Genomic DNA, 19,841 nt, shown 5'->3' with positions numbered 1-19,841 from the left:
CTGGCCTTTCCCATGTTGGGGGGGGTTTAGCCGCGAACAGAGGTGTAGCCGGTGCCAGGCTCCGCGTTGCTTGCTTCGCGGCTAAAGCCGCTCCCACAGGTACTGCGCTATCAGCGGCAGACGTCGGCGATGGCAGCAGCCAGCTGTTCCAGGCGCTTGGTATCCGCGCCCGCGATGTTCGCCCGGCCGGTGCCAACCATGTACACGCTGTGCTTTTCTCGCAGCAGGCGCACCTGCTCCGGATTCAGCCCGGTATACGAGAACATCCCGCGTTGCGCGGCAATGTGCGCGAAACGCTCGGCCAGGCCGTGCGGTTCCAGGGCCTTTACCAGCCCTTGGCGCAGCTCTGCAATGCGCTGGCGCATGGTGTCCACTTCTTCGATCCACAGCGCCTTGAGCGCCGGGTCGCCGAGAATCTCGGCCACCACCGCCGCGCCATGGTCCGGCGGCGTCGACCACAGGTTGCGTGCAATGAATGCCAGCTGGCTGCGCACGTCCACCAGTTTCTCGGCGTCGTGGCTGCACACCAGCAGGGCGCCGGTACGGTCGCGATACAGGCCGAAGTTCTTCGAGCAGGAACTGGTGATCAGCAGTTCCGGCAGCTCGGCGGCGAACAGCCGTACCGCCCAGGCATCCTCCTCCAGTCCGTCGCCGAAGCCTTGGTAGGCAAAGTCGATCAGCGGCAGCAGGTTGCGCCGTTTGACGATATCGAGCACCGCTAGCCAGTCATCCTGGCTCAAGTCAAAGCCGGTGGGGTTGTGGCAGCAGGCATGCAACAGCACCACGTCGCCTTCGGGGGCCTGTTCCAGCGTGGCGAGCATGCCGGCGACGTCCAGCCGATTGTCCGTGCCCACGTAGGGGTAGTGGGACACCTTGAGCCCGGCGCCGCCGAAGATGGTCTCGTGGATCGGCCAGGTCGGGTCGCTCAGCCAGATGCCGCGGCCCGGCAGGCAGTGGGCGATGAACTCCGCCGCCAGGCGCAGGGCGCCGGTGCCGCCCGGGGTTTGGGTGGCACCGGCGCGCTGGCTGGCCAGCAGCGGCGAAGTGCTGCCCAGCACCAGTTCGCTGATCAAGCGGCCAAAGGCTGCGTCGCCGTGGCCGCCGATGTAGCTTTTGCTGGCTTGCTGGGCGATCAGGCGCTGTTCGGCCTGCTTGACCGCCGAAGGGATCGGCGTCAGGCCCTGGGCGTCCTTGAACACGCCGACACCCAGGTCGAACTTGGCCGGATTGGTATCGCGCGCGTAGGCCTCCATCAGCCCGAGGATCGGGTCACCAGGGACCCGTCCGATCGCCGCGAAGTGCATCACTTGCGCCCTTCGGCGGTCTCGGCGACCTTGTCGGTGCGGGCGCACATGATGAAGTCGTTGCGGTGCAGGCCTTTGATCGAGTGGCTCCACCAGGTCACGGTGACCTTGCCCCACTCGGTCATCAGGCCAGGGTGGTGGCCTTCGGCTTCGGCGATTTCACCCACGGCGTTGGTGAAGGCCAGGGCGTGCTTGAAGTTCTTGAACAGGAATACGCGCTCGAGCTCCATGTGGCCGTCGCGCACTTCGATGTTCCAGTCCGGGATCTCGCGGATCAGTTCCGCCAGTTCTTCGTCGGAGACTTTCGGGGCATCGGCGCGGCAGGCTTCGCAGTGGGCTTGGTTCAAGGCATTCATGGTGATTATTTTCCGTTTTGAGTTGTTATCGACGAAGGTGGCTCAGGCGGCGACCTTGGGTGGAAACTTCGGAGCGTGCAGGCCCAGCTGCATGGCCTGGTGGACCATGGCCATGATGTCTTCGTGGGCCAGGTCGAACAGGCGCTTCATGTTCGGCAAGACGAAGTACAGGGGCTGCAGGATATCGATGCGGTACGGCGTGCGCATGGCTTCGATCGGGTCGAAGGCCTGGTGCTCGGGTTCGCCGGACAGGCTGTAGACGGTCTCTTTCGGCGAAGAGAGGATGCCGCCGCCATAGATCTTGCGACCTTGCGGGGTTTCCATCAGGCCGAATTCGATGGTCATCCAGTACAGGCGTGCCAGGTAGACGCGTTGTTCCTTGGTGGCCGCCAGGCCCAGCTTGCCGTAGGTGTGGGTGAACTCGGCGAAGAACGGGTTGGTCAGCAGCGGGCAGTGGCCGAAGATCTCGTGGAAGATGTCGGGCTCTTGCAGGTAGTCGAGTTCTTCCGGGGTGCGGATGAAAGTGGCGACCGGGAAGCGCTTGCTGGCCAGCAGTTCGAAGAAGGTCTGGAAGGGGATCAATGCCGGTACGCGGGCAACCTGCCAGCCAGTGGTGGCGCCGAGCACCTTGTTGACTTCGCCCAGCTGCGGGATGCGGTCATGGGGCAGCTTGAGCTGCTCGATGCCGTCCAGGTATTCCTGGCAGGCCCGGCCTTCGATGACTTTCAGCTGGCGGGTAATCAGGGTGTTCCACACCGCGTGCTCTTGCTGCGGGTAGTCGATAAAACCTTGCGCATCGGGCTCGCGGGCCACGTAGTGCGTCTGTTTCATGTGGCGCTCCTGGTGAGGGCTTTCTTGTTATGTGCAGGACATGCATTAGGAATATCCCTACATCCGCCACTTTGCACGGGGTCGCGGGCCACTAGCGGGCCTGCGTCGCGCTGGATTTTGTAACGATAATTTTACAAAAGCCCTGTCATCCCGGAAAATCACGCACATCGAGCTGGCCATCAAGTGGATTTTGTCAGCTTATCTTTACGACTTTTCCGCGTGCCGAAGAAAAACTTCGGCCGCTTCGAGAGCTTTCATGCGTATCAAAGTGCACTGCCAGAACCGCATCGGGATCCTGCGCGACATCCTCAACCTGCTGGTGGAGTACGGCATCAACGTGCTGCGCGGCGAGGTGGGGGGTGATCATGGCAACGCCATCTACCTGCACTGCCCGAACCTGATCAACATCCAGTTCCAGGCCTTGCGGCCGAAGTTCGAATCGATCGCCGGGGTGTTCGGGGTCAAACGGGTCGGGCTGATGCCCAGCGAGCGCCGGCACATGGAGCTCAATGCCTTGCTCGGGGCGCTGGACTTCCCGGTGCTGTCCATCGATATGGGCGGCAGCATCGTCGCCGCCAACCGCAGCGCGGCGCAGCTGCTTGGGGTGCGGGTCGATGAGGTGCCTGGCTTGCCACTTTCACGCTATGTCGAGGACTTCGACCTGCCGGAGCTGGTGCGCGCCAACAAGTCGCGCATCAACGGCCTGCGCATCAAGGTCAAGGGTGATGTGTTCCTGGCCGACATCGCGCCGCTGCAGTCGGAGCACGACGAAAGCGAGGCGCTGGCCGGCGCGGTGTTGACCCTGCATCGCGCCGACCGCATCGGCGAGCGCATCTACAACGTGCGCAAGCAGGAGCTGCGCGGGTTCGACAGCATCTTCCAGAGCTCGCGAGTGATGGCGGCGGTGGTGCGTGAGGCCCGGCGCATGGCGCCGTTGGATGCACCGCTGCTGATCGAGGGCGAGACCGGCACCGGCAAGGAGCTGCTGGCCCGCGCCTGCCACCTGGCCAGCCCGCGTGGCCAGGCGCCATTGATGGCGCTCAACTGCGCCGGCCTGCCGGAGTCGATGGCCGAAACCGAGCTGTTCGGTTACGGGCCGGGGGCGTTCGAGGGCGCGCGTGCCGAAGGCAAGCTCGGGCTGCTGGAGCTGACCGCAGGCGGCACCTTGTTCCTCGACGGGGTAGGGGAGATGAGCCCGCGTCTGCAGGTTAAGCTGCTGCGTTTCCTGCAGGACGGTTGCTTCCGCCGGGTGGGTAGCGATGAGGAGGTTTACCTGGATGTGCGCGTGATCTGTGCCACTCAGGTCGACCTGTCCGAGCTGTGTGCCCGGGGGGAGTTCCGCCAGGACCTCTACCACCGGCTCAACGTGCTGTCGCTGCACATCCCGCCGCTGCGCGAGTGCATGGATGGGCTGGAGGGGTTGGTGCAGCACTTTCTCGACCAGGCCAGCCGGCAGATTGGTTGCCCGATGCCGCGGCTGGCGCCGGCAGCGATGGACAAACTCAGCCAGTACCATTGGCCGGGCAACGTTCGGCAATTGGAGAACGTGTTGTTCCAGGCCGTATCGTTGTGCGAGGGCGGGGTAGTGAAGAGCGAACATATCCGTTTGCCGGATTATGGTGCGCGCCAGCCGTTGGGTGAGTTCTCGCTGGACGGTGATCTTGCGCAGATTGTCGGGCGTTTTGAAAAGGCAGTACTTGAAAGTTTGATGAGTGAATATTCAAGTAGCCGGGCGTTGGGTAAAAGACTGGGTGTTTCACACACGACGATTGCCAACAAGTTGCGTGATTATTCACTTAACAAGTCGGCTGACTAGTTTCAAAAAGTTGTGGTATTCAGTAATTTCGCGGCTAAAGCCGCTCCCACAGGAATAGCGAGACCCTGTGGGAGCGGCTTTAGCCGCGAAAGGGCCCCGGTGGGGCCCTGATTCACGGGATCAGCCGTTGGAGCAACCGTTACCCATCACGCGGTATTCGAGAATGTGCTTCTGGCCCTGGGAGTCCTCGTAGGTCATACGGGCCGGCACCACTTCGCAGACATTGGGCACTTCGCTCATGGAGATAACGCGGGCGATGTCCAGGTGCTGCGAATAACTGTACTGTTCAACCGGAATCTGCTCGGCATCTTTTGCCTCGCCGGCCATTGCCGCGCCGCAAAGACTGCCAAGTACCAATACCAGTAAAGCTTTCATTTTCTATTTACCTGTCTAAGGTCGTGAGGGGGCACGCGGCGCTTGTGGCGCCGCGAGTACAACGGTTGTTCAACTATCAGGATGAGGTGCGGATCAACTTTGCCTTCGTGGGGGCTGTAACCAGAAGTTAATCGCGTTGCCGTTGCTGGCGAGTTGAATTTTAGGAGGGTGGCCGCGGCCGAAACAGAGGGGGTTTTGATAAAGTCTTTTGACAGAATCTGTAACAATCCCTTGGCAGAATGCTCCGGTTTTTCTCGCGGATGGCTGTATGCCATGAGTTAGAGCGGTCGAGCCTGACGGGTCGAGCTTCGGTGGGGCGCGTTACTACCAACGTCGAATGGCTTTTGCCGCTCTGGTACAGTTACAAACGGTTCCATACAAAAACAACTATTACACCGAGGTAACACAGATGAGTGCGGCTCCACTGTATCCCGTTCGTCCCGAGGTTGCGGCCACTACCCTGACCGACGAGGCCACCTACAAGGCCATGTACCAGCAGTCTGTGATCAACCCGGACGGCTTCTGGCGCGAGCAGGCCCAGCGCCTGGACTGGATCAAGCCCTTCACCAAGGTCAAGCAGACCTCGTTCGACGACCACCATGTCGATATCAAGTGGTTCGCCGACGGCACTCTGAACGTTTCCTCCAACTGCCTGGACCGCCACCTCGAAGAGCGCGGCGACCAGCTGGCGATCATCTGGGAGGGCGACGACCCTTCCGAGCATCGCAACATTACCTACCGCGAGCTCCACGAGCAGGTCTGCAAGTTCGCCAACGCCCTGCGTGGCCAGGACGTGCACCGTGGTGACGTGGTCACCATCTATATGCCGATGATCCCCGAGGCCGTGGTGGCCATGCTGGCCTGTGCCCGTATCGGCGCGATCCACTCGGTGGTGTTCGGTGGCTTCTCGCCAGAGGCCCTGGCCGGGCGCATCATCGACTGCAAGTCGAAAGTGGTGATCACTGCCGACGAAGGCGTGCGCGGCGGCCGTCGTACCCCGCTCAAGGGCAACGTCGACCTGGCCCTGACCAACCCTGAAACCAGCAGCGTGCAGAAGATCATCGTGTGCAAGCGTACCGGCGGCGACATCGCCTGGCACCAGCACCGCGACATCTGGTACGAGGACCTGATGAAGGTCGCCTCCAGCCACTGTGCGCCGAAAGAGATGGGTGCCGAAGAGGCGCTGTTCATCCTTTATACCTCCGGCTCCACTGGCAAGCCGAAGGGTGTGCTGCACACCACCGGTGGTTACCTGGTGTATGCCGCGCTGACCCATGAGCGGGTGTTCGACTACCGCCCGGGCGAGGTGTACTGGTGCACCGCCGACGTGGGCTGGGTCACTGGCCACAGCTATATCGTCTACGGCCCGCTGGCCAATGGCGCCACCACGCTGCTGTTCGAAGGTGTGCCGAACTACCCGGACATCACCCGCGTGTCGAAGATCGTCGACAAGCACAAGGTCAACATCCTCTACACCGCGCCGACCGCGATCCGCGCCATGATGGCCGAGGGTGAAGCTGCCGTGGCCGGCGCCGACGGTTCCAGCCTGCGCCTGCTGGGTTCGGTGGGCGAGCCGATCAACCCGGAGGCCTGGAACTGGTACTACAAGACCGTCGGCAAGCAGCGCTGCCCGATCGTCGACACCTGGTGGCAGACCGAGACCGGTGGTGTGCTGATCAGCCCGCTGCCTGGCGCTACCGCGCTCAAGCCGGGTTCGGCGACCCGCCCATTCTTCGGTGTGGTGCCAGCCCTGGTGGACAACCTGGGTAACCTGATCGATGGCGCGGCCGAAGGCAACCTGGTGATTCTCGATTCGTGGCCAGGCCAGTCGCGCTCGCTGTATGGCGACCACGACCGCTTTGTCGATACCTACTTCAAGACCTTCCGTGGCATGTACTTCACCGGTGACGGCGCCCGTCGCGACGAGGATGGCTACTACTGGATCACCGGCCGTGTGGATGATGTGCTGAACGTGTCCGGCCACCGCATGGGCACCGCCGAGATCGAAAGCGCCATGGTTGCCCACCCGAAAGTGGCCGAGGCCGCGGTGGTGGGTGTGCCGCACGACATCAAGGGGCAGGGCATCTATGTCTATGTCACCCTCAATGCTGGCGAGGAATCGAGCGAGCAACTGCGTCTGGAGCTGAAGAACTGGGTGCGCAAGGAGATCGGCCCGATCGCTTCGCCGGACGTGATCCAGTGGGCGCCGGGGCTGCCGAAAACCCGCTCGGGCAAGATCATGCGCCGCATCCTGCGCAAGATCGCCACGGCCGAGTACGACGCGCTGGGTGACATCTCCACCCTGGCCGACCCGGGTGTGGTGCAGCACCTGATCGATACCCACAAGGCGATGAGCCTGGCTTCGGCCTGATCTGCCTGATCGCGGGGCAAGTCCGCCCCATGGTAGTCATCCGATACCGTGGGAGCGGGCTTGCCCCGCGATGGCTTCCCATCAAAGCAAACCCCGTCGGGCAACCGGCGGGGTTTTTGCTTTACTGAATGGACTGTTACCCGACATTCATCGGTAACCGTGGCTGTAGGTGGTTTCGCACAGAATTGGGGCTTGTGGAAACATCCGTGGCGCATCGCGGTGCGATTTTTCAGCCATTTTATGCACCGTGGCACGCTGGACTTGCCGGAATACAAGGGTTTGCCAATAATAGGCGCGCTTATTGCTTTGGATATAGGTTATTTCTCTTTTGCTCTTGCATAATCAGCGAGAGCTGTCAATATCGCCCGCCGCGGTTTCAAGCGCTTCTGTAACTAGTTGTCGCTTTGAAGAAATATCGACTACCGGGCTGTCGCTAAAATGCCACTCACTCGCTCGTGGTCTGCGACCTTGGTCGAAACCTGCGCGGCTCGCGTTGTACCCATTCGCATATCGGGCAGCCGTTACACCTGCCTTGTATTGCCCCGTACCGATGGAGTTACCTGATGAAGAAGCTTGCACTGCTTGGCGCCCTGGCGCTTTCCGTGTTTTCCCTGGTATCGCAGGCCGATGAGAAGCCGTTGAAGATCGGTATCGAGGCCGCCTACCCACCCTTCGCCTTCAAGCAACCCGACGGCAGCATCGCCGGCTTCGACTACGACATCGGCAACGCCCTGTGCGAAGAGATGAAAGCCAAGTGCACCTGGGTCGAGCAGGAATTCGACGGCCTGATCCCGGCGCTGAAAGTGCGCAAGATCGACGCCATCCTGTCGTCCATGTCGATCACTGACGATCGCAAGAAGTCGGTTGACTTCACCAAGCGCTACTACCTCACCCCGGCTCGCCTGGTGATGAAGGAAGGTTCCACCGTCAGCGCCAGCCTGGATGAACTCAAGGGCAAGAAGATCGGTGTGCAGCGTGGTTCGATCCACGACCGCTTCGCCAAGGAAGTCCTGGCCCCGAAAGGCGCCACTGTCGTCCCATACGGCACCCAGAACGAAATCTACCTGGACGTCGCGGCCGGTCGCCTCGACGGCACCGTGGCCGACGCCACCCTGCTCGAAGATGGCTTCCTGAAAACCGACGCCGGCAAGGGCTTCGCCTTCGTCGGCCCATCGTTCACCGATGTGAAGTACTTCGGTGATGGTGTGGGTATCGCCGTGCGCAAGGGTGACGACGCCAACCGCGAGCGCATCAACAAGGCCATCGACGCGATTCGCGCCAACGGCAAGTACAAAGAGATCGAGAAGAAGTACTTCAACTTCGACATCTACGGCCCTGACGCTCAGTAAGACGTAGGGTTTCACCTGTGCAATGGTGCAAACAGCAGAATCTCTGAGGTTTGCACCATTTTTCATTCCCAAGCCCTGAGGAATTGCAATCATGTTGAAAGGCTATGGGGCAGTCATCCTCGATGGGGCGTGGCTGACGCTGCAGCTCGCCCTGTCGTCGATGGCCCTGGCCATCGTCCTCGGCCTGATCGGTGTGGCGCTGCGCTTGTCGCCGGTGCGCTGGTTGGCCTGGCTGGGTGACCTTTATTCCACGGTGATCCGTGGCATCCCTGACCTGGTGTTGATCCTGCTGATCTTCTACGGCGGCCAGGACCTGCTCAACCGGCTGGCACCGCTGCTGGGCTATGACGACTACATCGACCTGAACCCGCTGGTGGCCGGTATCGGCACTCTGGGCTTCATCTTCGGGGCCTATCTGTCGGAAACCTTCCGCGGCGCCTTCCTGGGTATCCCCAAGGGGCAGGCCGAGGCCGGTGCGGCGTATGGCATGAGCAACCTGCAGGTGTTCTTCCGCATCATGGTGCCGCAGATGATCCGCCTGGCGATCCCGGGCTTCACCAACAACTGGCTGGTGCTGACCAAGGCGACCGCGCTGATTTCGGTGGTCGGCCTGCAGGACATGATGTTCAAGGCCAAGCAGGCGGCCGATGCCACCCGCGAACCCTTCACCTTCTTCCTGGCGGTGGCGGCGCTGTACCTGGTATTGACCAGTGTCTCGCTGCTGGCGTTGAAGTACCTCGAGAAGCGCTACTCGGTTGGCGTCAAGGTGGTTGAACTATGATCTTTGACTACAACGTCATCTGGGAAGCCATGCCGCTGTATCTGGGCGGCCTGCTGACCACGCTGAAGCTGCTGGCGCTGTCGCTGCTGTTCGGCCTGCTGGCGGCCATTCCGCTGGGCTTGATGCGGGTTTCGAAACAACCGGTGGTGAACATGACCGCCTGGCTGTACACCTACGTCATTCGCGGCACGCCGATGCTGGTGCAGCTGTTCCTGATCTACTACGGCCTGGCCCAGTTCGAGGCGGTGCGCGAAAGCTTCCTGTGGCCGATGCTTTCCAGCGCGACCTTCTGCGCCTGCCTGGCGTTCGCCATCAACACCAGCGCCTACACCGCCGAGATCATCGCCGGCAGCCTCAAGGCCACGCCCCATGGCGAGATCGAGGCGGCCAAGGCGATCGGCATGTCGCGCTTCAAGATGTACCGCCGCATCCTGTTGCCGTCGGCGCTGCGCCGGGCGTTGCCGCAGTACAGCAACGAGGTGATCATGATGCTGCAGACCACCAGCCTGGCGTCGATCGTCACCCTGATCGACATCACCGGTGCTGCGCGCACGGTCAATGCCCAGTACTACCTGCCTTTCGAGGCCTACATCACGGCGGGCGTGTTCTACCTGTGCCTGACCTTCATCCTGGTGCGCCTGTTCAAGATGGCCGAACGCCGCTGGCTCGGCTACCTGGCGCCGCGCAAGCACTGACCGCTCTGTGAGAACCGACAGCATGTACAAACTTCAAATCCAAGACCTGCACAAGCGCTACGGCAGCCACGAGGTGCTCAAGGGCATCTCCCTCGAAGCCAAGGCAGGCGACGTGATCAGCATCATCGGCTCCAGTGGCTCGGGCAAATCGACCTTCCTGCGTTGCATCAACATGCTCGAGCAGCCGCATGCCGGGCGGATCCTGCTCAACAACGAAGAGCTCAAGCTGGTGGCCGGCAAGGACGGCGCGCTCAAGGCCGCCGACCCGAAACAGCTGCAGCGCATGCGTTCGCGGCTGTCGATGGTGTTCCAGCACTTCAACCTGTGGTCGCACATGACTGCGCTGGAGAACGTCATCGAGGCCCCGGTGCATGTGCTGGGCGTGAACAAGAAGGAAGCGCTGGAAAAGGCCGAGCACTACCTGAACAAGGTCGGTGTCGCCCATCGCAAGGACGCGTTCCCCGGGCACATGTCCGGCGGCGAGCAGCAGCGTGTGGCCATCGCCCGTGCCTTGGCCATGGAGCCCGAGGTGATGCTGTTCGACGAGCCGACCTCGGCATTGGACCCTGAGCTGGTGGGCGATGTGCTCAAGGTGATGCAGTCGCTGGCCCAGGAGGGCCGCACCATGGTGGTGGTCACCCACGAGATGGGCTTTGCCCGTGAGGTCTCCAACCAGCTGGTGTTCCTGCACAAAGGCCTGGTGGAAGAGCGCGGCTGCCCGCGTGAAGTGCTGGTCAATCCGCAGTCCGAGCGACTCAAGCAGTTCCTCTCCGGCAGCCTGAAGTAAAGGCTGCACTTTGCACCATAATGGGGCATGCTGCGCTGCGCGCGCAGCATGCCTTGGCGCCACGAGCGCGAACCTTCCCCTCCAGGTTTCGGACCACGCCCTATGACCACCCAGCGAATCGGATTTCTCATCTGGCCCAGCACCAAGCCGCTGACCCTGGCGTTGGCCGACGAGGTGTTGCAGGTGGCCCAGCGGGTGCATCCGGAGGTGGTCTACGAGCTGGTCTACTTGCAGGCCGAGGCCGGGCAGGAAGGTGCCTGGCGCTTGCCGGGCGAGGCCTGGAACGGCCGCCTGGAAGGTTGCCAGAAGTTGTTCCTGCTGGCCGACGAGCCGCCAGCGGCGATCAGTTCGGCGTTGTCGGCCGCACTCAAGCAACTGGCACGCAGTGGCTGCATGGTCGGTGGTCTGTCCGCCGGGGTCTATCCGCTGGCGGCGATGGGGCTGCTCGATGGCTACCGCGCTGCGGTGCACTGGCGCTGGCAGGATGATTTTGCCGAGCGGTTCCCCAAGGTGATCGCCACCAGCCATCTGTTCGACTGGGATCGGGACCGCCTGACCGCCTGTGGCGGCATGGCGGTGACCGACCTGTTGCTGGCGGTGCTGGCGCGTGACCACGGTGCCGAGCTGGCCGGTGCGGTGTCCGAAGAGCTGGTGGTCGAGCGCATTCGTGAAGGGGGGGAGCGCCAGCGTATCCCGCTGCAGAATCGCTTGGGCTCCAGCCATCCGAAGCTCACCCAGGCGGTGCTGCTGATGGAGGCCAATATCGAAGAGCCGCTGACCACCGACGAGATCGCCCAGCATGTCTGCGTGTCCCGTCGCCAGTTGGAGCGGATCTTCAAGCAGTACCTCAACCGGGTGCCCAGCCAGTATTACCTGGAGCTGCGCTTGAACAAGGCGCGGCAGATGCTGATGCAGACCAGCAAGTCGATCATCCAGATTGGCCTGTCGTGCGGGTTCTCCTCCGGGCCGCATTTCTCCAGTGCGTACCGCAACTTCTTTGGCGCCACGCCGCGTGAAGACCGCAATCAGCGGCGCAGCAGCAGCCCGTTCGAACTCAGCTCGGCGCCGGCCGAAAAGGGCTGATTTCTCTATTGCTTGTGCCGGCGCCTTCGCGGGTAAACCCGCTCCCACAGGGACCGCACAGACTTCCAATGCTGCGCAGGCTTTGTTGGAGCGGGTTTGCCCGCGAAAGGGCCGGTGCAGGTGAGTCGCCTTTGTTGATGTGAACACCCGTTCACCCATTCCCCCTCTGCCGTTACACTGCGCGATTGCGACACTGTTTGTCGCATTGCCGAAAACCTGCTGAAAACAGGGTTTTGCGCTGTAACAAGTTGTCGCCTGGCAGCAAGGACAGGCGCCGATCAGTCCTTACAATCCCCCCATCGCTCGCCACTTCCAGGCCAGCGTTCCTCTTCAGGAGACTCAGATGTCCGTTGAGCAAGCCCCGGTGCAACGTGCCGATTTCGACCAGGTCATGGTTCCCAACTATTCTCCGGCGGCCTTCATTCCTGTGCGAGGCGAGGGCTCCCGTGTCTGGGATCAGTCGGGTCGCGAACTGATCGACTTCGCCGGCGGTATCGCCGTCAACGCCCTGGGCCACTGCCATCCGGCGCTGGTCAAGGCACTGACCGAACAGGCCAACACCCTCTGGCACGTCTCCAACGTATTCACCAACGAGCCGGCCCTGCGCCTGGCGCACAAGCTGGTGGACGCGACCTTTGCCGAGCGTGCGTTCTTCTGCAACTCCGGCGCCGAAGCCAACGAGGCCGCCTTCAAGCTGGCCCGTCGCGTCGCCCATGACCGTTTCGGCCCGGAAAAGCACGAAATCATCGCCACGGTTAACAGCTTCCACGGCCGCACCCTGTTCACCGTCAGCGTCGGTGGCCAGCCCAAGTACTCCGACGGCTTCGGCCCGAAGATCACCGGCATCAGCCACGTGGCCTACAACGACCTGGACGCGCTGAAGGCGCAAATTTCCGACAAGACCTGCGCCGTGGTGATCGAACCGATCCAGGGCGAGAGCGGTGTGGTTCCGGCCGACAAGGCGTACCTGGAAGGCGCCCGCAAGCTGTGTGAAGAACACAATGCCCTGCTGATCTTCGATGAAGTGCAGACCGGCGTCGGCCGTACCGGCTCGCTGTATGCCTACCAGCATTACGGCGTCACCCCGGACATCCTCACCAGCGCCAAGAGCCTGGGCGGCGGCTTCCCGATCGGCGCCATGCTGACCACCAGCGAAATTGCCAAGCACCTGGCTGTCGGCACCCACGGCACCACCTACGGCGGCAACCCGCTGGGCTGCGCCGTCGCCTGCGCAGTGCTGGACGTGATCAACACCCCGCAAACGCTGGCGGGCATCAAGGCCAAGCACGAGCGCTTCAAGACCCGCCTGGAAAAGCTCGGCCAGCAATCCGGCCTGTTCACCCAGGTGCGTGGTGTCGGCCTGTTGCTCGGCTGCGTGCTCAGTGACGCCTGGAAAGGCAAGGCCAAGGACATCCTCAACGCCGCCGAGAAGGAAGGCTTGATGGTGCTGCAGGCGGGCCCCGACGTGGTGCGCTTCGCCCCGAGCCTGGTGGTCGAGGATGCCGACATCGACGAAGGCCTGGATCGCTTCGAGCGTGCCGTGGCCAAACTGACTCAGGGCTGATCGCCCGGTAGTCCCGTCGCCTGCCCTGATTGCGATCAGGGCAGGCGAATCCTGAATTTCAATGCGGGCACCTGCTTGCAGGTAGTGGCGCGTGCCCGCTGTTTTCCCGTGCCGATTGATCGGCGCGCTTTCCCGAAAGGAGTGACACCATGCTGGTGATGCGCCCCGCGCAAATGGCTGATCTGAACGAAGTGCAGCGCATGGCTGCCGACAGCCCCATTGGTGTCACCTCGCTGCCGGACGATACCAGTCGCCTGGGCGACAAGATCGCCGCCTCGGAAACCTCCTTCGCCGCTGAAGTGAGCTTCAATGGCGAAGAGAGCTACTTCTTCGTGCTCGAAGACAGCGCCACCGGCAAGCTGGTCGGCTGCTCGGCCATCGTCGCCTCTGCCGGCTACTCCGAGCCGTTCTACAGCTTTCGCAACGAGACCTTCGTGCATGCCTCGCGCGAGCTGAAGATCCACAACAAGATCCACGTCCTATCGCTGTGCCACGACCTCACCGGCAACAGCCTGCTGACCAGCTTCTATGTGCTGCCGGAGCTGGTCAACAGCGCCTTCGCCGAGCTCAACTCCCGTGGCCGTCTGCTGTTCATGGCCGCGCACCCGGAGCGCTTCGCCGAGTCGGTGGTGACCGAAATCGTCGGCTACAGCGACGAGCAGGGCGAGTCGCCGTTCTGGGATGCCATCGGGCGCAACTTCTTCGACCTCAATTACGCCGACGCTGAGCGCCTGTGCGGCCTGAAGAGCCGTACCTTCCTGGCCGAGCTGATGCCTCACTACCCGATCTATGTGCCGCTGCTCCACGATGAGGCGCAGGAAGCGATGGGCCAGGTGCACCCGCGGGCGCAGATCACCTTCGACATCCTCATGCGTGAGGGCTTCGAGACCGAGCACTACATCGACATCTTCGACGGCGGCCCGACCCTGCATGCCCGTGCTTCGGGTATCCGTTCGATCGCCCAGAGCCGTGTGGTACCGGTCAAGCTCGACGAAGCGCCGGTCAAGGGCGGCCGCCCGTACCTGGTGTGCAACGGCCAGTTGCAGGATTACCGCGCGGTGCTGCTGGAGCTGGACTGGGTGCCGGGCAAGCCGGTCAGCCTGAACAGCGAAGCCGCCGAGGCCCTGGGCGTCGGCGAGGGTGCCAGCGTGCGCCTGGTAGCGGTCTGATAAGCCGGAACAGAGAGTTTCGCGGCGGGCACAGACCGCCGCACAAGGAGATAGCATGATCGTTCGTCCTGTACGCAGCAGCGATTTACCCGCGCTGATCGAATTGGCCCGCAGCACCGGCACCACCGGGCTGACCACGCTCCCGGCCAACGAAGAGCGCCTCGGCCAGCGTGTTGGCTGGGCCGAGAAGAGCTTCCGCGGTGAAGCCGAGCGCGGCGACACCGACTACCTGTTCGTGCTGGAGAACGACGAAGGCCTGGTGGTCGGCATCAGCGCCATCGCCGGCGCCGTCGGTTTGCGTGAGCCCTGGTACAACTACCGGGTAGGGCTGACCGTCAGCGCCTCGCAGGAGCTGGGCATCTACCGCGAGATCCCTACACTGTTCCTGGCCAACGACCTGACCGGCAACTCCGAGCTGTGCTCGTTGTTCCTGCGCAGCGACCATCGCAGCGGCCTCAACGGCCGGCTGCTGTCCAAGGCGCGGATGCTGTTCATCGCCGAGTTCCCGCAACTGTTCGGCAACAAGATCATCGCCGAGATGCGCGGCATGTCCGATGAGTCCGGGCGCTCGCCGTTCTGGGAAAGTCTGGGCCGGCACTTCTTCAAGATGGAGTTCAGCCAGGCCGACTACCTCACCGGGGTGGGTAACAAATCGTTCATCGCTGAACTGATGCCCAAGTTCCCGCTGTACACCTGCTTCCTGTCTCAGGCTGCGCGTGACGTGATCGGCCGCGTGCACACCGACACCGAGCCGGCGCTGGCCATGCTCAAGCGAGAAGGCTTCAACTACCAGGGGTTTGTCGACATCTTCGACGCAGGCCCGGCCATCGAGTGCGAAACCTCGAAGATCCGTGCGGTGCGTGAAAGCGAAACCCTGGTGCTGGCTGTCGGCACGCCGGGTGACGACGCCACCCCTTACATCATTCACAACCGCAAGCGCGAAGACTGCCGCATCACTGCCGCGCCGGCGCGCCTTGCCGCAGGCACCCTGGTGGTCGATCCGCTGACCGCCAAGCGCCTGCGCCTGGGCGCCGGCGACAATGTGCGCGCGGTGCCGCTGTCCGCCGGCCGGGAGGCTCAGTAAATGACCACGCATTACATCGCAGGCAAATGGCTGGCTGGCCAGGGCGAAGCCTTGCAGTCGCTCAACCCCGTCACCCAGGTAGTGGTCTGGGCCGGGCAGGGCGCCGATGCCGCTCAGGTTGCAGCGGCAGTGGAAGCGGCGCGCCAAGCGTTCCCGAACTGGGCGCAGCTGAGCCTGGACGCGCGTATCGCTGTGCTCGAGGCGTTCGCCGAAAAGCTCAAGGCCCGTGCCGACGAGCTGGCACGCTGCATTGGTGAAGAAACCGGCAAGCCCTTGTGGGAGTCGGCCACCGAAGTCACCAGCATGGTCAACAAGGTGGCGATCTCGGTGCAGAGCTACCGCGAGCGTACCGGCGAAAAGAGCGGCCCGCTGGCCGACGCCACGGCCGTGCTGCGCCACAAGCCCCATGGTGTGGTGGCAGTGTTCGGCCCGTACAACTTCCCCGGCCACCTGCCCAACGGCCATATCGTCCCGGCCTTGCTGGCGGGCAACTGCGTGGTCTTCAAGCCAAGCGAGCTGACCCCCAAGGTTGCCGAGTTGACCGTGCAGTGCTGGATTGAAGCCGGGTTGCCTGCCGGTGTGCTCAATCTGGTCCAGGGTGCCCGCGAAACCGGCGTGGCGCTGGCTGCCAACCCGGGCATCGATGGCCTGTTCTTCACTGGTTCCAGCCGCACCGGCAACCTGTTGCACCAGCAGTTCGCCGGGCGCCCGGACAAGATCCTGGCCCTGGAGATGGGCGGCAACAACCCGCTGGTGGTGGACGAGGTCAAGGACCTGGACGCCGCGGTCTACACCATCATCCAGTCGGCGTTCATTTCCGCCGGCCAGCGCTGCACCTGTGCCCGGCGCCTGCTGGTGCCCCAGGGCGCCTGGGGCGACCAACTGCTCGCGCGTCTGGTCGAGGTCAGCCGTAGCATCAGTGTCGGCGCTTTCGACCAGCAGCCGGCACCCTTCATGGGCTCGGTGATTTCGCTGCAGGCCGCCCGCGCGCTGGTCGCGGCCCAGGCGGATCTGCTCGACAAGGGCGCCGTGGCGCTGCTGGAGATGACTCAGCCGCAGGCCAATGCGGCATTGCTGACCCCGGGCATCATCGATGTCACCGCCGTGACCGGTCGCCCGGACGAAGAGTTTTTCGGCCCGCTGCTGCAAGTGATCCGCTACAGCGATTTCGACGCGGCGATCAATGAGGCCAACAACACCCAGTACGGCCTGGCCGCCGGGTTGCTGTCGGACTCCAATGCCCGTTACCAGCACTTCTGGCTGCGCAGCCGCGCCGGTATCGTCAACTGGAACAAGCAACTGACCGGTGCCGCCAGCAGCGCGCCGTTCGGTGGTGTGGGTGCCAGCGGCAACCACCGCGCCAGCGCTTACTACGCGGCCGACTATTGCGCCTATCCCGTGGCTTCGCTGGAGACCGCGAGCCTTGCACTGCCGGCGACCCTGACGCCGGGCGTCACCCTATAACAACAGGTCTCGGAGCCTTGCCGATGAAATCCTACGAAGTGAATTTTGATGGCCTGGTGGGGCCGACCCACAACTACGGTGGCCTGTCCTACGGCAACGTGGCGTCACAAAGCAACAGCCAGCAGGGCTCCAACCCGCGCGAAGCGGCGCGCCAGGGCCTGGCCAAGATGAAGGCGCTGATGGAGATGGGCTTCCAGCAGGGCGTGCTGGCGCCGCAGGAGCGCCCGGATGTGGCGGCCCTGCGCAGCCTGGGCTTCACCGGCAGCGACGCTGAGGTGATCCGCCGCGCGGCGAAAGAAGCCATGCCGTTGCTGGTCGCCAGTTGCTCGGCGTCGAGCATGTGGGTGGCCAACGCCGCCACGGTCAGCCCCAGCGCCGACACCGCCGACGGCCGCGTGCACTTCACTGCCGCCAACCTCAACTGCAAATACCACCGCAGTATCGAACACCCGACCACCAGCCGTGTGCTGGGGGCCATGTTCAATGACGACAAGCACTTCGCCCACCATGCCGCGCTGCCGGCGGTGGCGCAGTTCGGTGACGAAGGCGCGGCCAACCACACGCGGTTCTGCCGAGATTACGGCGATGCCGGCGTCGAGTTCTTCGTCTATGGCCGCAGCGCGTTCGACAGCCGCTATCCGGCGCCGCAGAAGTACCCGGCGCGCCAGACCCTGGAAGCCTCGCAGGCGGTCGCCCGGCTGCATGGCCTGCGCGACGATGGCGTGGTCTACGCTCAACAGAACCCGGCGGTGATCGACCAGGGCGTGTTCCACAACGATGTGATCTCGGTGGGCAACGGCGAGGTGCTGTTCTATCACGAGGACGCCTTCCTCGAGACCGACGCAGTGCTCGGCCAGCTGCAGGCTAAACTGGCCGGCAAGGGTGGCCAGTTCCAGGCCATCTGCGTGCCGCGCTCGGCGGTGGCGGTGGAGGACGCAGTGCGTTCCTACCTGTTCAACAGCCAGCTGCTCAGCCGCGCCGACGGTTCCATGCTGCTGGTGGTGCCGGAAGAATGCCGCAACAACGAACGCGTCTGGGCGTATCTGGGGCAACTGACCAGCCAGGGCGGCCCGGTGAAGGAGGTCAAGGTGTTCGACCTCAAGCAGAGCATGCAGAACGGCGGTGGCCCGGCTTGCCTGCGTTTGCGCGTGGCGTTGAAGGAAACGGAACTGGCGGCGGTCAATCCAGGCGTTATCATGACGGCCTCGCTGTACGACACCTTGGTGCAGTGGGTCGACAAGCACTACCGCGATCGCCTTGGCGAAGCGGACCTGGCCGACCCGCAACTGCTGATCGAATGTCGTACGGCATTGGATGAGCTGACCCAGATCATGAAGCTGGGCTCGGTGTATCCGTTCCAACGCCAACCTTGATAGAGAGAAATTGCAATGTCCGACGCCCTGCGCCTGATCCTGGAAGATGAAGACGGCACCCAGCTGGAAACCTCCTGCACGCGCTTTGCCGTGGTCTGGCAAGGCAAGGAAGTGTGGATCCAGCAGGACGGCCGCGGCCAGCTGCTGATCGGTGTCGATGTCGACGAGAACGACACCGAGTACGCCAACCTGCTGTTGCGTCCGATGGCCACCAACCTGGTCAGCCTGCAACTGGAAATGGAACCGGCAGAGGTCGGCGATGACGACGATCACGTCCATGGCCCGGACTGCGGCCACCACCACTAAGGAAGTGCCTATGCTCGCCCTCGGCAAACTGCTTGAGCTGACCCTGACCGATCACGAACCGGCCGAGAAGACCCAAGTGACACCCAAGGGCGCGCGTTTGCGCTGGCTGGGGGAGGGCGCACTGGAAGTGCGTCCGCCCGAAGGCGATGACAGTGGGCTGGACCTGCTGCTGTCGGCCGGGATTCACGGCAACGAGACAGCGCCTATCGAACTGCTCGAGCGGCTGCTGCATGGTGTGGCCAACGGCAAGATCAAGCCCCGTGCGCGGGTGCTGTTCCTGTTCGGCAACCCGGCGGCGATCCGCAAGGGCGAGCGCTTCATCGAGCAGGACATCAACCGCCTGTTCAATGGTCGTCATGAGCTTTCCAGCGGCTTCGAGGCTTTGCGTGCCGCTGAGCTTGAGCAGTTTGCCCGGGTGTTCTTCAGCAAAACGGAACGCACCCGCCTGCATTACGACCTGCATACCGCGATCCGCGGTTCCAAGATCGAGCAGTTCGCCTTGTATCCCTACAAGGAGGGCCGCACGCATTCCCGGCGTGAACTGGCGCGCCTGGCTGCGGCAGGGATGGAGGCGGTGCTGCTGCAGAGCAAGTCTTCGATTACCTTCAGTGCCTTCACCTATGAGCAGTTGGGGGCCGAGGCATTCACCCTCGAACTGGGCAAGGCGCGGCCGTTTGGGCAGAACGAAGGCGTCAATCTCGACAAGCTCGAAGAGCGCCTCATCCAGATCATCGAAGGTGCCGAACCTGAGACCGACGACTCGCTCGACGGCCTGAAGCTGTTCAGTGTCGCCCGCGAGATCATCAAGCACAGTGATAGTTTCCACCTGCATCTGCCGGCGGACATCGAGAACTTCTCCGAGTTGAGCAAGGGCTACCTGCTGGCCGAGGATCTGGCCGAAACGCGCTGGGTCGTGGAGGAGGAGGGCGCGCGGATCATCTTCCCCAACCCCAAGGTCAAGAATGGCCTCAGGGCGGGGATTCTCATCGTGCCCGACTCGGGGCAGCGGCTGGCCTGATACCCGCCATTGCAGGCACCGAAATCTGACGTGGGAGCGGGCTTGCCCCGCGATTACGCATGGCCTGGTGGGCGCGTTGGCGCTGCCGGTGCTGATCGCGGGGCAAGCCCGCTCC

18 protein-coding genes are annotated in these 19,841 nt (G+C 63.2%); 14 read left to right on the top strand and 4 right to left on the bottom strand.

What is annotated here, in order from left to right:
• Positions 1–110: 110 nt before the first annotated feature.
• From ACO6VM_RS09645 to phhA, 3 genes are read right to left on the bottom strand one after another with little or no spacing between them, the layout of a single operon-like run.
• Positions 111–1,304, bottom strand: a complete 1,194-nt coding sequence (locus tag ACO6VM_RS09645) for an amino acid aminotransferase (protein WP_401056486.1) — start codon at positions 1,302–1,304, stop codon at positions 111–113.
• Positions 1,304–1,660: a 4a-hydroxytetrahydrobiopterin dehydratase gene (locus tag ACO6VM_RS09640; protein WP_401056484.1), complete on the bottom strand. Its 357-nt coding sequence runs from the start codon at positions 1,658–1,660 to the stop codon at positions 1,304–1,306. The genes ACO6VM_RS09645 and ACO6VM_RS09640 overlap by 1 nt, the downstream gene beginning before the upstream one ends.
• Positions 1,661–1,702: 42 nt before the next feature.
• Positions 1,703–2,491, bottom strand: coding sequence for a phenylalanine 4-monooxygenase (gene phhA / locus ACO6VM_RS09635; protein WP_110991925.1), 789 nt, complete (start codon positions 2,489–2,491; stop codon positions 1,703–1,705).
• A gap of 256 nt (positions 2,492–2,747) precedes the next feature.
• Here phhA and ACO6VM_RS09630 point away from each other — a divergent pair, with 256 nt between their 5' ends.
• Complete coding sequence (locus ACO6VM_RS09630; protein WP_401056480.1) at positions 2,748–4,307, top strand: sigma-54-dependent transcriptional regulator; 1,560 nt, start codon at positions 2,748–2,750, stop codon at positions 4,305–4,307.
• A 120-nt stretch (positions 4,308–4,427) separates the two neighbouring features.
• Here ACO6VM_RS09630 and ACO6VM_RS09625 read toward each other — a convergent pair whose 3' ends face one another.
• Positions 4,428–4,682 (bottom strand): DUF2790 domain-containing protein, encoded by a 255-nt coding sequence (locus tag ACO6VM_RS09625; RefSeq protein ID WP_003254526.1) that lies wholly within the window; start codon positions 4,680–4,682, stop codon positions 4,428–4,430.
• Positions 4,683–5,091: 409 nt separating this feature from the next.
• Here ACO6VM_RS09625 and acs point away from each other — a divergent pair, with 409 nt between their 5' ends.
• The 13 genes from acs to astE all read left to right on the top strand — a co-directional run bounded on the left by acs (position 5,092) and on the right by astE (position 19,726).
• On the top strand, positions 5,092–7,053 hold the full coding sequence (gene acs, locus ACO6VM_RS09620; RefSeq protein ID WP_110991923.1) for an acetate--CoA ligase: 1,962 nt from the start codon (positions 5,092–5,094) through the stop codon (positions 7,051–7,053).
• A 563-nt stretch (positions 7,054–7,616) separates the two neighbouring features.
• A complete protein-coding gene (locus tag ACO6VM_RS09615; protein WP_153787635.1) occupies positions 7,617–8,402 on the top strand; it encodes an ABC transporter substrate-binding protein in 786 nt (261 codons plus the stop codon).
• Between the two features lie 91 nt (positions 8,403–8,493).
• Entirely contained in the window at positions 8,494–9,183 is a 690-nt protein-coding gene (locus ACO6VM_RS09610; protein WP_110991921.1) for an ABC transporter permease, read from the top strand.
• Positions 9,180–9,878, top strand: coding sequence for an ABC transporter permease (locus tag ACO6VM_RS09605; protein ID WP_401056477.1), 699 nt, complete (start codon positions 9,180–9,182; stop codon positions 9,876–9,878). Before ACO6VM_RS09610 ends, ACO6VM_RS09605 begins: the two co-directional genes overlap by 4 nt.
• A gap of 22 nt (positions 9,879–9,900) precedes the next feature.
• A complete protein-coding gene (locus ACO6VM_RS09600) occupies positions 9,901–10,665 on the top strand; it encodes an ABC transporter ATP-binding protein (protein ID WP_110991919.1) in 765 nt (254 codons plus the stop codon).
• 102 nt (positions 10,666–10,767) lie between these two features.
• Positions 10,768–11,748, top strand: a complete 981-nt coding sequence (argR, locus tag ACO6VM_RS09595) for a transcriptional regulator ArgR (protein WP_125465030.1) — start codon at positions 10,768–10,770, stop codon at positions 11,746–11,748.
• 343 nt (positions 11,749–12,091) lie between these two features.
• Positions 12,092–13,312 carry an aspartate aminotransferase family protein gene (locus tag ACO6VM_RS09590; RefSeq protein WP_422403187.1) on the top strand — a complete coding sequence of 407 codons (1,221 nt, stop codon included), beginning with the start codon at positions 12,092–12,094 and terminating at the stop codon, positions 13,310–13,312.
• Between the two features lie 149 nt (positions 13,313–13,461).
• Positions 13,462–14,481, top strand: coding sequence for an arginine/ornithine succinyltransferase subunit alpha (gene aruF, locus ACO6VM_RS09585; RefSeq protein WP_401056472.1), 1,020 nt, complete (start codon positions 13,462–13,464; stop codon positions 14,479–14,481).
• Positions 14,482–14,536: 55 nt separating this feature from the next.
• Positions 14,537–15,565 (top strand): arginine N-succinyltransferase, encoded by a 1,029-nt coding sequence (astA, locus tag ACO6VM_RS09580; RefSeq protein WP_422403186.1) that lies wholly within the window; start codon positions 14,537–14,539, stop codon positions 15,563–15,565.
• The gene (astD, locus tag ACO6VM_RS09575; RefSeq protein ID WP_422403185.1) at positions 15,566–17,029 is read left to right on the top strand and encodes a succinylglutamate-semialdehyde dehydrogenase; all 1,464 of its coding nucleotides are present in this window, start codon (positions 15,566–15,568) and stop codon (positions 17,027–17,029) included.
• A gap of 23 nt (positions 17,030–17,052) precedes the next feature.
• On the top strand, positions 17,053–18,402 hold the full coding sequence (gene astB, locus ACO6VM_RS09570) for an N-succinylarginine dihydrolase (protein ID WP_401056466.1): 1,350 nt from the start codon (positions 17,053–17,055) through the stop codon (positions 18,400–18,402).
• Between the two features lie 15 nt (positions 18,403–18,417).
• A complete protein-coding gene (locus ACO6VM_RS09565) occupies positions 18,418–18,708 on the top strand; it encodes a topoisomerase II (protein ID WP_110991912.1) in 291 nt (96 codons plus the stop codon).
• 10 nt (positions 18,709–18,718) lie between these two features.
• Positions 18,719–19,726: a succinylglutamate desuccinylase gene (gene astE / locus ACO6VM_RS09560; protein WP_422403184.1), complete on the top strand. Its 1,008-nt coding sequence runs from the start codon at positions 18,719–18,721 to the stop codon at positions 19,724–19,726.
• The last annotated feature ends 115 nt before the right edge of the window (positions 19,727–19,841 follow it).

Origin of the sequence: Pseudomonas sp. GZD-209 (genome assembly GCF_049310485.1) — a bacterium.
GTDB lineage: Bacteria > Pseudomonadota > Gammaproteobacteria > Pseudomonadales > Pseudomonadaceae > Aquipseudomonas > Aquipseudomonas sichuanensis.
This window is presented reverse-complemented; position numbering and strand designations above follow the sequence as displayed.